Here is a 14,188-nt window from a genome sequence, read left to right as displayed (position 1 = left end):
AGGAATAAAGGTCAGTTCATGAGTGAAGTCACGGTCAAGCAACTCGCCTCTACGGTCGGCATCCCGGTTGAGCGTCTCCTGACACAGCTGCACGAGGCAGGCATCACCGCGGAGAACGCGGAGACCACCTTGACGGAGCAGGAGAAACTCCAGCTTCTCGGCTACCTGCGTCGCAGCCACGGCAAAGCCGAGGCCGACAGCGGGACCACGCCCGGTCAAGTCACGCTCAAGCGCAAGTCGGTCAGCGAGCTGCGCCAGCCCGCGGCGGCGCCACGGGGAAATGTCGGAAGTCCGCGACCGACCCCCGCCGCGCGGGCCAAGACCGTGAGTGTCGAGGTTCGGCGCAAACGCACCTACGTGAAGCGTGCCGATGAGCCGGTTCCGCCGCCGTCATCCGCTGCTGCTCAGCAGCGTCCGGCCGTGGAGCGTGCGCGGCCGCAGCGTGAGCGCTCTTCCTCGGCGGCACCGGCGCATGACGGCGGGCGTCGCCGTATCGAGCTCGAGGCGTTGCGTGCCGAGCAGGAGGCGCGCCGGCTTGCCGAGCACGAAGACCAAGAGCGCCTCGCTCGCGAGCAGGACGAGAAGCGTCGCATCGAGGAGCAGGAGCGACGCGTCGCCGAGGCGGCGCGTGCGGCCGAAGAGGCGGCTCGCCTGGCTGCCGAGGCGGCGGAGCAAGCGGTCGCGAGTGCTGCAATCGAGATCGAGAGCGCGATCGAATCGGACGAAAAAGAGCCCGTCGCGGCGGCCGTCGTGCGTCGCGTCGAAGCGTCGAAGCCGAAGAAGGCGCCCCTGAAGAAGCCGGCCGAGTCCTCCGAGAAGGAGCGTTCGGTCAAAAAGGCCGGGCGTAAGGACAGCGCGCGTGGTCGCGAGGTTGCGGTGGCACCGAGCGCCGATTACGAAGAAATCGATACCGCCGGCGGTGCTGCCGGTCGCGGACTGCGCCGCAAGAAGAAGACGCTCAAGCCCCAACTCCAAGACAAGCACGTCTTCCAGAAACCGACCTCGCCCGTCGTGCGCGCGGTCGAGATCCCCGAGGCCATCTCGGTCGGCGAGCTCGCCAGCCGCATGTCGGTGAAGGCATCCGAGGTGATCCGCGAGCTCTTCAAGCAGGGCGTGATGGTTACCATTAACCAGACGCTCGATCGCGACACCGCGACCATCGTCGTCGAGGAGCTCGGCCACACCGCGATCCGCGCCGACGAGCGCGATGCCGAAGGCGTGCTGATGGAAGAGGTGCAGGAGCAGGTCGAGCAGGCCGAGATGATGCCGCGACCGCCGGTGGTCACCATCATGGGTCACGTCGACCACGGCAAGACCTCGTTGCTCGACTACATCCGTCGCACCCGTGTCGCTTCCGGCGAGGCGGGCGGGATCACCCAGCACATCGGCGCCTACCACGTCGAGACGGACAAGGGCACGGTCTCCTTCCTCGATACCCCCGGCCATGCCGCCTTCTCGGCGATGCGTGCCCGCGGGGCCAAGGTCACGGACATCGTCATCCTGGTGGTGGCGGCCGACGACGGCGTCATGCCGCAGACGGTCGAGGCCATCCAGCACGCCCGTGCCTCCGGTGTTCCGATCATTGTCGCGATCAACAAGATCGACAAACCGGACGCCCATCCGGATAAGGTGATGCAGGAGCTGACCCAGCATCAGGTGGTTGCCGAGGAATGGGGCGGCGACACCATGATGGTGCAGGTCTCGGCCAAGACCGGCGACGGCATCGACGATCTGCTCGACGGCATCCTGCTGCAGTCCGAGGTGCTCGAGCTCAAGGCCGCCGTCGACGGCCCCGCCCGCGGGACCATCGTGGAGTCCAGTCTCGACAAGGGGCGTGGTCCGGTCGCGACCGTCCTGGTGCAATCCGGAACCCTGCGGCGCGGCGACATCATCGTCAGCGGCGGGGAATACGGTCGCGTTCGCGCCATGTTCGACGAGGCCGGTGCCCCGGTCGAGGCGGCCGGGCCGTCGATCCCGGTCCAGGTGCTGGGTCTCTCGGGTACGCCCTATGCCGGCGACGACGTCATGACGGTCGCCGACGAGCGTCGGGCGCGCGAGGTCGCGGAATTCCGCTCGGCCCGCTCGCGTCAGAGTCGTTTCGACGAGCAGCGCGGCGTCAGCCTGGATCAGCTCTTCGCGCAGATCAAGGACGGCGAGCAGAAGAGCGTCAACCTCATCATCAAGGCCGACGTGCAGGGCAGTCTCGAGGCACTCAAGGACAGCCTGATCAAGCTCGGCAACGAAGAGGTCAAGGTCGCGCTGGTCGCGGTCGGTGTCGGCGGCATCACGGAATCCGATGCCAATCTGGCCGTCACCTCCAGCGCCATCCTGCTCGGGTTCAACGTCCGAGCCGATGCCGCGGCACGGCGGGTGATCGAGGACAAGGGCCTCGACCTGCGCTACTACAGCATCATCTACGAGCTGATCGACGACGTGAAGAAGGCCATCTCGGGCCTGCTCAGTCCGATCGTCACGGAGGAGATCATCGGTCTGGCTCAGGTGCGCGACGTCTTCCGCTCCTCGAAGTTCGGCGCGGTTGCCGGCTGCATGGTCACCGAGGGTGCGATCCGTCGCAACAGCCCGATCCGCGTGCTGCGCAACAATGTCGTGGTCTACGAGGGGGCGCTCGAGTCGCTGCGCCGCTTCAAGGACGACGTGAACGAGGTGAAGAACGGCATCGAATGCGGCATCGGCGTGAAGAACTACAACGACGTGCAGCCGGGCGACCAGATCGAGGTCTTCGAGCGGACCGAACGGGCCCGCGAGATCTAAGCGGATGAAGGAATTCGACCGCACGGAACGCATCGGCGCCGAGCTGAAGCGTGTCCTCTCTACGTTGGTTCGCGACGAGGTGAATGATCCGCGTCTGGCCAACATCACGGTCCACGAGGTGCGGGTGACGCGGGACTTGGCGCACGCCAAGGTCTTTTTCACCTGCTTCCCGACGGACGACGAGGCCGCCGAGCAGACGCGTCTGCTCAACGGGAGGCTCGCCGGTTTCCTCCGTCACGGGCTCGCGCAGCGCGTGCGTCTTCGGACCATCCCTCAGCTGCATTTCGTGTTCGACGAGTCGATCGGCAAGGGCGAGCGCCTCGCGGCGCTGATCGCGCAAGCGGTCGGGCAGTCCGACACATCCACGCATCAAGACGCCGATCAGGAGCCGCAGGTTGATGGGACGCCGTCGTAATACAGGCCGGGATGTTACGGGTATCCTGCTGCTGGACAAACCGCTGGGCCTGTCGTCGAACGACGCCCTGCAGCGCGTGAAGCGCTTCTACCGCGCCGCCAAGGCCGGCCATACCGGGAGCCTCGATCCCCTGGCGACCGGACTCTTGCCCTGCTGTCTGGGCGATGCGACCAAATTCTCCGCCTATCTGCTGGATGCGGACAAACGCTATCGGGTGCGCGTGCGCTTGGGCGTGACGACCACGACCGCCGATGCCGAGGGCGACATCGTTGCCGACGAGCCGGTCGTCGGGATCGACGAGGCGCGCGTGCGCGAGGTGCTGCTGGGCTTTCTCGGCACCATCTCGCAAGTGCCGCCGATGCACTCGGCCGTGAAACACCAAGGGCAACGGCTCTACAAGCTGGCTCGCCAGGGTTTGGAGGTCGAGCGCACGCCGCGCGAGATTCAGATCTTCGCGCTCGATCTGCTCTCGATGGATCTACCCGAGATCGAGCTGGACGTGCATTGCTCCAAGGGCACCTATGTCCGTACGCTCGCCGAAGATATCGGTCGCATGCTGGGCTGCGGGGCCTATGTCAGCGGACTGCGCCGCACCGCCGTCGGGCCTTACGCGGAGACCGCCGGTCCTTTTGTCGGTCTGGACCGGATCGAGACGATGGCCGGAGAAGACGACATGGCCGGTCTGGATGCGCTGCTCCTGCCGCTCGACAGCGCCTTGGGCCACTGGCCGGCGGTGCGTCTCTCCGCCGATGCCGCTTTCTATCTGCGGCAAGGCCAGGCGGTCTTGATCCCGCAGGCGCCGACCCACGGACTGGTCCGGCTCTATGATCCGTCGCAGATCTTTGTCGGTGTCGGCAGTATCCTCGACGACGGGCGCGTCCAGCCCAAGAGGCTGATTTAGAGATTCAAAACCGCAAGCGATGAGGCCCGAGCAACCCGCGATGCCGCGGTGTGCAGGATCCAAGGAAACGTTTCAAACCCACGGTCCGGTCCCCTGATGTCATTGTCGGGGCGATCCATCCCTCTCCGGGATCGGAGACGGACAAGGACCTTTTTTCTCCATCACTGACCCGGGAGACCACCAATGACAATGACCGCAGCCGAGAAGAAACAGATTGTCGAAGACTACCGTCGTGCCGATGCCGACACGGGGTCTCCGGAGGTGCAGGTCGCGCTCTTGACCGCGCGCATCCTGCAGCTCACCGATCACTTCAAGGAGCACAAGCACGATCATCACTCGCGCCGCGGTCTGGTGCACATGGTCAATTCCCGTCGCAAGCTGCTGGATTATCTCAAGCGCAAGGATGTCGACCGCTATCGCGAGCTGATCACGCGTCTCGGCCTGCGCCGCTGACACGCCTCCCGACTCGGCGATCGGGCGGACGGGATGCCACCGATCCGCCCGCTCCCCGCGGAAGGGATGCCGCCGGCGGCACCGACGCACAGCCCTGTCACCACAGCGCCTGCAGGCGCGCCTAAGGTGCAGGGACCCAAGGCCCGGCGCTACGACGGACCACATACCCCGAGGATCTACTTGTGATTCCCAAAGCTATCGTTAAGCAATTCAAGCTCGGCGACCAGACAGTGACGTTCGAGACCGGCGAGATCGCGCGCCAAGCCGACGGCGCCGTGTTGGTCAATGTCGACGATACGGTTGTTCTGGTCACGGTCGTTGTCGACAAGCGCCCCGGCGCGGTGCGCGACTTCCTGCCCTTGACCGTTGATTATCAAGAAAAGACCTATGCCGCCGGCCGTATCCCCGGCGGCTTTTTTCGTCGCGAAGGGCGTCCGAGCGAGGTCGAGGTTCTGACCTCGCGTCTGATCGACCGTCCGATCCGCCCGTTGTTTGCGAAGGGCTTCAGGCAAGAGATCCAGGTGATCGCGACGGTCAAGTCGCTGAACCCTGCGGTCAATCCCGAGGTTCCCGCCATGCTCGGCGTCTCGGCCGCATTGGCGATCTCGGGTGTTCCGTTCAACGGACCGATCGGCGCCGTGCGCGTCGGCTACAAGAACGGCGAGTACATCCTCAATCCGGCGGTCGTCGGCGTCGGTCCGGATTCGGACCTCGACCTCATCGTCGCCGGTACCGAGAAGGCCGTCTTGATGGTCGAGTCCGAGGCGCGCGGGCTCACCGAGGAGGTGATGCTCGGTGCCGTGCTGTTTGGTCATGAGCAGATGAAGCCGGCGATTGCCGCGATCCGCGAGCTGGCCGCCGAGGCAGGCAAGCCCCCGATGGACTGGACGCCCCCCGTGGCCGATACCGCATTGGCCGAGGCCGTGGCGAGCGCCTGTGGCGAGCGTATCGCCGAGGGCTATCGCATCAAGGACAAGCAAGAGCGCTATACCGCCCTGAACGCGGTCCGCGCGGCGGTGGTTGCCGAGCTTTGCGTCGGCGAGAGCCCCGCCTGGAGCGAGGCGCAGGTGATGGGTGCGATCGAGAAGTTCGAGAAGACCACGGTGCGCAGCTCGATCATTGCCGGGAACCCGCGTATCGACGGCCGCGACAACGTGACTGTGCGTCCCATCACGATTCGCACCGGTGTGCTGCCCCGCACCCACGGCTCGGCACTCTTCACGCGCGGCGAGACCCAGGCCCTGGTCATCACGACCTTGGGCACCGAGCGCGATTCGCAGATCATCGATGCCTTGGAAGGCGAGCGGCGCGAGCACTTCATGCTCCACTACAACTTCCCGCCCTTCTGTGTCGGTGAGACCGGTCGGGTCGGCACGCCGAAGCGGCGCGAGGTCGGCCACGGCCGGTTGGCCAAGCGCGGCGTGCTCGCCGTCATGCCGAGCATCGAAGAGTTCCCCTATTCGGTGCGCGTGGTCTCCGAGATCACCGAGTCCAACGGCTCGAGCTCCATGGCCAGTGTCTGCGGCACGAGTTTGTCGCTGATGGATGCCGGCGTGCCGGTGAAGGCGCCGGTGGCCGGCGTGGCGATGGGCCTGATCAAAGAGGGCGATGCCTTCGCCGTGCTGACCGACATCATGGGCGACGAGGATCACCTCGGCGACATGGACTTCAAGGTGGCCGGAACGTCCGAGGGCATCAACGCCCTGCAGATGGACATCAAGATCGAGGGCATCACTGCCGAGATCATGGAAACGGCACTCGATCAGGCGAAGGCCGGTCGGCTGCACATCCTCGGCGAGATGAACAAGGTCATCGGCGCACACCGCTCCGAGATGTCCGAGCATGCTCCACGCATCATCGAGCTGAAGATCCATCCGGAGAAGATCCGCGACGTCATCGGCAAGGGCGGCTCCGTCATCCGCGCCATCACGGAAGAGACCGGCGCCACCATCGACATCAACGACGACGGTGTGGTCAAGATCTTCTCGGTCGAGAAGGCCGCCGGCGAGGAGGCCAAGCGTCGGATCCGTCTGATCACGGCCGATGTCGAGGTCGGCAAGATCTACGAAGGTCGCGTCGCACGCCTGATGGATTTCGGCGCCTTCGTCACCATCCTGCCCGGCCGCGACGGTCTGGTGCACATCTCGCAGATCTGCGAGGAGCGCGTCCAAAGCGTGAGCGATAAGCTCTCCGAGGGCGATCAGGTCCGTGTGAAAGTCCTGGAGGTCGACAAGCAAGGCCGCATCCGCTTGAGCATGAAGGCGATCGAGCCGGGCGAGTAATCGTTCCGATTCACGGGGTATCGCAAAGGGGCCTATGGCCCCTTTCTCGCGCTTCAGAGACCCGCTTCATCCGCCCGTCATCGACATGAATCGGATGACCTTCTCCGGGCGCTCATTGAACTCGTGACGCTCGGGTTTCAAGATAATGGCGCGTTTCAGATGCTCAAGCAGTTCGTCATCCCCGATGCTGTCGCGCAGCAGCGGTCGCAGCGCGTAGCTGCTGTCCTGACCGAGACACAGATACAGGGTGCCGTCGACCGTGAGGCGTACTCGGTTGCAGGTCTCGCAGAAATGCTGCGAGATCGGGGTGATGAAGCCGATCCGGGTCTCGGTCGCGCCGAGGCGGAAGTAGCGCGCCGGGCCGCCGCCGGGAAGGATGTCCGGAATCAGCGTGAATCGCTGCTCCAGGCGGCGACGCACCGTCTGGAGATCGAGATACTGATCCCGCGCGGCTTGACCGGTCGCGCCCATCGGCATGGTCTCGATCAGGCGTAGCGTGAAGCCGTTGTCCGCGCAGTAGCCGAGGATGTCCTCGATCTCCGCGTCGTTCACACCGCGCATCGCGACGGTATTGACGCGAATCGGGGCGAAGCCGACCGCGCGTGCCGCCGCGATGCCGCGCAGCACCTTGTCGAGATCCCCGCCGGTGACCTGCTTGAAGACCTCGGGGCGCAGGCTGTCGAGGCTGACATTGAGCCGGCGCACGCCGGCACGATAGAGCGGCTCGGCGAGCGACTCCATGCGGGTGCAGTTGCTGGAGATGGAGAGATCATCCAGGCCGGACAGCGCCGACAGCCCGGCGGCCAGCTCGGGCAGGTTGCGTCGCACCAGCGGCTCGCCGCCGGTGATGCGCACACGGCTCACCCCCAGCGCGGTGAAGGCGCCGACGACGCGGGTGATTTCCTCGAACGTGAGCCAGTGCTCGGGCTCCTCGAACCCCTTGAAGCCTTTCGGCAGGCAATAGCCGCAGCGCAGGTCGCAGCGGTCGGTGACGGACAGGCGCAGGTAGGCAATGCGTCGGCCAAAGGGGTCGGTGAGGGTCTGGTCGTTCATGCGAAGATCCGTTGAAACTTGAGGGGTGTGCCGCGTCACGCGGCTGCCCGAGCCCCACGAGGCCGTGCGCCAGACCATCTGCGAGACCTGATCCGCAAGCCCTGCGTCCGATCACCAGCGGCAAAGGGCGGAAAGTTCCGCCCCCAGCCGGACGGTGACCGAGGCGATGACCTCAGAACTCGCCGGTGGCCCCAGCCGTCATGATGATCAGCATCGCCTGGTTAACCCGTATCGCCAGTTCCTGGAGGTCGTTGGGCAGCGAGGTGTTGTTGATCAGCATGTCCAGGTTGAGCATGAACAGCCAGGGCCTTCCCTGGGTGTCCTCGACCAGCGCGATGCGGCAGGGCATGTAGGCCGAGTAGATGGGGTCTATCCGCACCATCTTGACCGCGTCGTCCGGGTCGCAAAACTGGAGGATCTCCAGGTGCGGGGACTCCTCGCCCCGGGCCCGGATCTCCGCGTGGACCTCCTGACGGCCGACCAGCTTCCAATTGAGCTCCGCGGCCTTCGACATCATCGCGGCGCTGGCGTCCTCGATGCTCACCCCGCCCTGAAGGCTCATCTTGACAACGGTCTGGGAGATGTCGTGGATCTCCACCTGGGGGCGGTCCTGAGCCCAGGCAGCCAGGGCCACGATCGCGACGGCTGCGCCGATCAGGCGGCGAATGAGTGGCTTCACGTAATTGTCTCCTTGGAGGATAGCACTGGATGCGGCGTCCCACCCCCCGTTTGGGAACGCCGCCGACTGGAATCCGCGATCACCTCGGAATGAACAGCAGACCGTCCTCGGTGACCTCGAAGTCGCCGGAGAGGCCGGTCACCGGGCGCATATCCTGGTTGATGGGGGTGAGCAGGATGTCGCCGGTCGGCAGCACCTTGAAGCGTCCGGCGATCTTCGTCGCCTTGAGCGCCCCGCCCGTCGCCTGCGCCGCGGCCGTCGTCCCGCCAGTGCCCAGCGCGATCATCGCGTCCGTCATCTCACTCTCCGGAGGCGATTCGGCCTGCAGGCTGAAGGGTTCGACCTTATCCAGGGGGCCGTGGGCAGGGAGTGTGGTGAGGAAGGTGACCAGATCGTCCAGGGCTTCGTCTTCCAGCCCGTCGAACGTCTCGTCTTCCGGGTCGTTATCGTGATGGCGATCCTTTTCCTGGAACCGTTTCATTTGGTTGAACAGATAGCTGCCGTACTGGCCGGCCAGCGGCGGGATGTCTTTCTCCGGCTTGCCCAGCCCCGTGGTGCGGTGGCAGCCCTTGCATTCATCCATGAAGTAGTCCTCGCCCCGCTCGGCATCCCCTTTGGTGTAGGCAGGGATCTCCGGCAGATTGAGCGTGCGCAGGTTCACCCCGGCCAGATACTCGGAGATGTCGTCGATATCCTTGTCGGTCATGGAGTCGACGCTGGACGCGATCACCATGGGAGGGTAACGCCTGACCCCGTCGCGGTAGAAGCGTAGCTCCTTGGCCAGGTAGCCGGCGGGCAGGCCGGCGAGCCTGGGGGACATGGTGCCGGGTGTGCCCTGGCCGTAGTTGCCGTGACAGAGGGCACATGACCGGTTGATCCGCTTGGCGTTCTCGATGTCGAGGGCCGCGGCGGGACCGATGGCGAGAACGAGCGGCAGGACTGCCGCGATGGCTTTCATGGTGGTTCTCCTCCTCGGGGGGGACTGCCGGCTCGCCTGACCTTCGTGTTTGTTCAATCGGCCTAGCCCATGCTCCGGGCCAAGAAGACGATGGACGGACTAGCGGAGCAATGCAGAGATTCCGAGACCGTCCGAGATCGTTGTCGTGGTCGTTGTCGTTGTCGTCCATCGATCCGGCTGCGACCACGATTACGATTACGATTACGACAACGACAACGACAACGAATAGGACAACGACTAGGACAACGAATGGTGAACATCCATTCACGAGTCGGGGGCATCACGGCCGGAACGTCGAGAGCGGCTTCCATTCGCAACCTTGGCCCAAATCGCACGCTAGAGGTCCCGGCCGAAGACGTGGGTGCGGGACACCGACGACTCATCCCAGCCGGGTCGGAATTCCAGGACGGTTTTCCGGATGTCCACCAGGATGGTGTTGTAGGCGAACGAACCGGCCGGGCTGGGCTCATCGGCGGTGAGCAGATTGGGATTGCCGCCCCGGTCGATGCCCTCGTCGTCGAGGTCGATCCAGGTTCCCTCGGGGCAGACCACCACCCCGGGCATGCAGCGCTGGGAAACATAGACCGGCACCAGGATCCGTCCCCGGTCGTTGAAGACCTCCACCACCTCCCCGGTGCGCAACCCAAGCCGCTGGGCGTCGACCCTGTTGATCATCATCTCGTGGGGACAGGCCTCCTGGAGATTGGCGATATTGTGGAAGATCGAGTGGGTGCGGTTGCGCGGGTGCGGCGTGATCATGTGATAGGGATGGCGCTTGCGCTTCTCGTGATGGTTGAGCGACTCGAACGGCTCGATCCACTTGGGGATGGACGGGATCGGATAGCCGTACTGGGTCTTGGCCCAGTCGTCGATCCGGGCCAGCTCGGAGGAGAGGATCTCGATCTTCCCGGACGCGGTCGGGAACGGGATGCCCTGCTCGATCTGGTCCTGAAAGCCCACGTGAGGCCGCTCGAGCTTGAACTTGTAGATGCCCAGTCGTTTGAACTCGTTCCAGGGCATCTCGACGTGCTGGCGGGCCATGACCCGGTCATCCCACCAGGCCCGCAGATAGGCCTCGTCCACCGGGTCCGGGTTGTTCCAGTAGTCCCGTGTGGCGCGCGGGTTGTAGACCTGCCCGAACCGGTCGCCCATCCCGGTCTTGTTGCCGATTCGGTAGGCGAGCTCGGTGAAGACCTGGAAGTCGGTCTTCGACTCTCCCAAGGGCTCGATCACCTTGGGGCGATGGATGTAGTAGTGGCCCTTGTACCAGGGCAGGGCCACGTCGTGGCGCTCGAAATGGGTGCAGATGGGCAGCAGCACGTCGGCATAGAGCCCGGAGGGGGTGATCGTCTGATCGAGGCAGACCACCAGGTCGAGCTTCTTGATGGCCTCGATCTCGGCATTGATGTTGGTGAGCTGATTGAGCCAGTCAGAGCCCTGCCAGAAGATTCCGCGGATGTTCGGCACCACCCCGTCGCGTTCGTCATCGCGCGGCCAGAGGCCGGCCTCCTCGCGGCTGACGTTGGGATAGTTGTTGACGATATAGGCCCAGCGGTCGGACTTGATGGATGCGAACCAGATGTTCGAGTACTGATCGTGGGGGTGGGCGACCCCCTCTGCGTGCCAGGCCTTGCCGACCCCCTCGGCGCAGCCGCCGAGGACACCGATGTTCCCGGTCATGGCCTGGAGCGCGGCGGCCATGCGGTTGAACTGCTCGCCGTATGCCGCCCGCCCCGGACCCCAGCAGGCCTTGAGGGCGGCGGGCTTGGTGGTGGCATAGAGCTGCGCGAGCTTCTCGATGTCCGCCGCCGCGACCCCGCAGATCTCGGCGGCCCATTCCGGCGTCTTGGGCCGGCCATCGTGGGTGCCGAGGATGTACTCTTTGAAGCTTTCGCGCCCGTTCGGTGACGTGGCCGCCCAGTCGGGCATGCTGCGCGGGTCCATGCCCTGGACGAATTTGTCGATGAAGGGCTGGTCCTGGAGCCCGCGGGAGAAGATGAAGTGGGCCATGCCGGCCATCATGGCCGCGTCCGTTCCGGGCCGGATGGGAATCCACCAGGCATCGAAGACCGCCGCGGTGTCGGTGTACTGCGGGTCGATGCAGACAAACTTGCAGCCGCGCTGCTTGGCCAGGCGCATGTAATAGACGGTATTCCCCCCGTGGAAGGTGAAGGCGGGGTTCCAGCCCCACAGGATCATCAGCTTCGAGTGGGCGAAGGTGTCGTCCTCGCTGCCGTCCTCGATGGTGCCGAAGGTCCAGCGCGAGCTGGTGGTGGTTCCCTGGTAGGAGGGAACTGACCAGGAGCTGGTCCGGCAGGCGAACATGCCGAGGAGCCGGCCCTGGAGGCCCTCGATCTGGTCCGACTTGTGCAAAACGCCATAGGAGGCACCGGCATAGCTCTGATCGAGGATCGCCTGGTGTCCATACTGCTCCTTGATGGCGATCAGCTTGTCGGAGACCAGCTCCAGCGCCTCGTCCCAGGTAGCCCGCCGGAATCGCCCCTCCCCGCGCTCTCCCACCCGGATCATGGGGTAGAGCAGCCGCTCCGCGGAATAGATGCGCTCGCGATAGGCACGGCCGCGCAGACAGGCGCGAAGTTGGGGCTCTTCCTCGGTGTCCTTCCCATAGCAGCCGCCCCGTTGATGGGTGCCGTCGTCGGAGGAAAGGCGCACGATCACGTTGCCCTTCTTGTGAGCCACCAGCACGTGGCGCGAGCCGCAATTGTGTGCGCAGCTGGTGACCACCGTCTCCAGCGCGTCGTCGGTGGGATAATCCCGATAGGCGAAAGCGGCGGCGTCCTTGATGCGCACTAATCCACCGGTACCGATGGCGGCAGCCGCCGCGGCGCAGGCCTTGAGTATGCTGCGTCGCTTGATCTTGAGTGAACGCGACAGGATCTCGTCGATGTCTTGACCGATACTCATTCTCGCGGACTCCGGGTTTGTCAACGAGTGAAGCGCTCGTCGTATTCGGTTTGGCGGCCGCGCGCCCATTCCGGATCGACCTCCGGCATGCGCTCCAGCCAGGGGCGACGGACATAGGGATACGGCTTCGCGTACCAGGCGCGGCCGCCATGGCAGCCGTAACAGGAGTCGCTGCTCTCTTTGCCGGCCTGCTCGATCTCTCCGGCGTCGAGGAAGTTGAGCTGGTGGCGGACCGTGCGGTATTCCTGGTGGCAGGTGACGCAGTCGTTCTTGAACTGATCGCGGACCTCGGGCCAATCGCCGGCGACTCCCGCCATCACCTTCCAGTCGAACTGACCGTGGCACATGAGGCAGATGTCCGGGTCGACACTCCTGCGCGACAGGATGCCGGGCTGCGTGTCGTCCGCGGAGCCGGAGATCTCCTCTTTGGGATCGTGGCCCTGGTGGCAGGTGTTGCACCGGAAATCCATCAAGCGCCTAGCCTCGGGGGTGACCAAGTGGCGGCGATGGAAGGTGTCCTGCTCGCCCTGATAGCCGTCGAGCGTCTGGTACCACGCGAGCAGCTCCCCGCTGGGCTCGCCGGAGATGGTCTGCGGTCTCGGGCGGCGTTCCAGCACCTCCCGGTGGCAGGTCAGGCACTGCTCATCCGTGGCTGTCTCGATCGCCGGCTTGAAGTGGATCGGATCCCAGGTGGCGCTGCGGTAACCGGACGTGGGCGTGTCCGCGGCGACGCTGACCCAGGCTAGGACGCACAGGGCAGCGATGGCAATGAGCTTTAGCTGTCTCACTGTTGGGCTCTCCAATGACAAGGCGCGATCGACCATCGGACAGGCATGCGATCTCCGTACGCAGGCGGAGCGGGTGCTTAGTGGAACGAACTATTGCAGCACGGCAGATGTGTCGAGCCCGTTCGTTGTCGTTGTCGTTGTCGTTGTCGACCATCGATACGACAACGACAACGACAACGACAATGATCTCGGACGGTCTCGGGATCTCTGCAATGCTCCACTAGGCAGTTCGAAGTGGTGCTTTTATTTCGCCGAATCGGCGCATCCTTTCGTGTGGGTAAGTCACTCGATACGTCAGTGCCAGCATCGGTTTGCGATTCCGGTTTCCGGGACCACGCCGATGCGACAAGGCTATTCAGGGTGTCTGCATCGGCTCCTTCCCCTGACGCATAGCGCATGCCACAAACACAGTGTCCATTCCGCCCCTGAGGCCAAGTCCGCCGATGAATGACGCGATTACGGGACTTTTCGGGGCTGGACTGACTGGACGGGTAGGCATCGTCTGTCGGTCTTTCCGATCTAGGCGGGCCAAAGAGGACTGTAAACGGAGGCCGAGACGAAGCGTCTACGCCTATTTGGCATGTCGCTGGGGTGTCTTCAGCTTGCCATCAGCAACAATGGCGCATCATTTGTCAACCAAAACAAATGGATAATCTGTTCCGGTGGAGCGGGTCGCCAATCTGACGATTCGTCAGGGAAGTCTTCTTAGGTTTCGACGCGCGACGTTTTGCTTCGGCCACCTGTTGGCTTTGTAAGCCTGTGCGCGGCGCTATCAAGCCAGCGAGTCCAGTGAGCCAAGCGGCACTTGACGGGCGTCCGGACGGTCCTATGCCCGCCTGAACGATGCGCTCACGGATTCCCATGAGCGACAGGCCGTTTCACGTCATGCCTTAACCGCATGCTGCTTGTTGGCTGTGACAAATCGTCATGCTGCGCACCCGGCCGTGCCTACGCCAAGCTGC

The 14,188-nt window shown here is 64.5% G+C and carries 10 protein-coding genes; 5 read left to right on the top strand and 5 right to left on the bottom strand.

Translation table 11 applies throughout. The features are described 5' to 3' along the window. Positions 1-18: 18 nt before the first annotated feature. The 5 genes from infB (at position 19) to pnp (ending at position 6,823) form a co-directional block, all read left to right on the top strand. The gene (gene infB, locus KFB96_RS05510; RefSeq protein WP_213459677.1) at positions 19-2,772 is read left to right on the top strand and encodes a translation initiation factor IF-2; all 2,754 of its coding nucleotides are present in this window, start codon (positions 19-21) and stop codon (positions 2,770-2,772) included. 4 nt (positions 2,773-2,776) lie between these two features. Then, complete coding sequence (gene rbfA, locus KFB96_RS05505) at positions 2,777-3,187, top strand: 30S ribosome-binding factor RbfA (RefSeq protein ID WP_213459675.1); 411 nt, start codon at positions 2,777-2,779, stop codon at positions 3,185-3,187. After that, positions 3,171-4,088 (top strand): tRNA pseudouridine(55) synthase TruB, encoded by a 918-nt coding sequence (truB, locus tag KFB96_RS05500; protein WP_213459673.1) that lies wholly within the window; start codon positions 3,171-3,173, stop codon positions 4,086-4,088. The genes rbfA and truB overlap by 17 nt, the downstream gene beginning before the upstream one ends. A gap of 183 nt (positions 4,089-4,271) precedes the next feature. Then, positions 4,272-4,541: a 30S ribosomal protein S15 gene (gene rpsO, locus KFB96_RS05495; RefSeq protein WP_213459671.1), complete on the top strand. Its 270-nt coding sequence runs from the start codon at positions 4,272-4,274 to the stop codon at positions 4,539-4,541. Between the two features lie 182 nt (positions 4,542-4,723). Beyond that, positions 4,724-6,823, top strand: coding sequence for a polyribonucleotide nucleotidyltransferase (gene pnp / locus KFB96_RS05490; protein WP_213459669.1), 2,100 nt, complete (start codon positions 4,724-4,726; stop codon positions 6,821-6,823). 66 nt (positions 6,824-6,889) lie between these two features. On the opposite strand, the gene moaA is transcribed toward pnp, so the two are convergent. From moaA to KFB96_RS05465, 5 genes are all read right to left on the bottom strand, one after another. Beyond that, positions 6,890-7,876, bottom strand: coding sequence for a GTP 3',8-cyclase MoaA (gene moaA, locus KFB96_RS05485; RefSeq protein ID WP_213501788.1), 987 nt, complete (start codon positions 7,874-7,876; stop codon positions 6,890-6,892). 172 nt (positions 7,877-8,048) lie between these two features. Beyond that, entirely contained in the window at positions 8,049-8,555 is a 507-nt protein-coding gene (locus tag KFB96_RS05480) for a DUF302 domain-containing protein (RefSeq protein ID WP_213459667.1), read from the bottom strand. 79 nt (positions 8,556-8,634) lie between these two features. Next, positions 8,635-9,513: a c-type cytochrome gene (locus KFB96_RS05475; RefSeq protein ID WP_213459665.1), complete on the bottom strand. Its 879-nt coding sequence runs from the start codon at positions 9,511-9,513 to the stop codon at positions 8,635-8,637. A 336-nt stretch (positions 9,514-9,849) separates the two neighbouring features. Then, entirely contained in the window at positions 9,850-12,438 is a 2,589-nt protein-coding gene (locus KFB96_RS05470; RefSeq protein WP_213459663.1) for a molybdopterin-dependent oxidoreductase, read from the bottom strand. Between the two features lie 20 nt (positions 12,439-12,458). Next, entirely contained in the window at positions 12,459-13,226 is a 768-nt protein-coding gene (locus KFB96_RS05465) for a hypothetical protein (RefSeq protein ID WP_213459662.1), read from the bottom strand. Positions 13,227-14,188: the final 962 nt, after the last annotated feature.

It is taken from the genome of Thiocapsa sp. (assembly GCF_018399035.1).
Classification (GTDB): domain Bacteria; phylum Pseudomonadota; class Gammaproteobacteria; order Chromatiales; family Chromatiaceae; genus Thiocapsa.
The sequence above is the reverse complement of the archived record's forward strand: the minus strand, read 5'-3'. Positions and strand labels throughout refer to the sequence as shown.

Coding starts and splice junctions, on each gene's coding strand:
- rbfA (WP_213459675.1), top strand. CDS start 2,777: ATGAAGGAATTCGACCGCACGGAACGCATCGGCGCCGAGCTGAAGCGT.
- rpsO (WP_213459671.1), top strand. CDS start 4,272: ATGACAATGACCGCAGCCGAGAAGAAACAGATTGTCGAAGACTACCGT.
- KFB96_RS05475 (WP_213459665.1), bottom strand. CDS start 9,513: ATGAAAGCCATCGCGGCAGTCCTGCCGCTCGTTCTCGCCATCGGTCCC.
- KFB96_RS05470 (WP_213459663.1), bottom strand. CDS start 12,438: ATGAGTATCGGTCAAGACATCGACGAGATCCTGTCGCGTTCACTCAAG.
- moaA (WP_213501788.1), bottom strand. CDS start 7,876: ATGAACGACCAGACCCTCACCGACCCCTTTGGCCGACGCATTGCCTAC.
- truB (WP_213459673.1), top strand. CDS start 3,171: ATGGGACGCCGTCGTAATACAGGCCGGGATGTTACGGGTATCCTGCTG.
- infB (WP_213459677.1), top strand. CDS start 19: ATGAGTGAAGTCACGGTCAAGCAACTCGCCTCTACGGTCGGCATCCCG.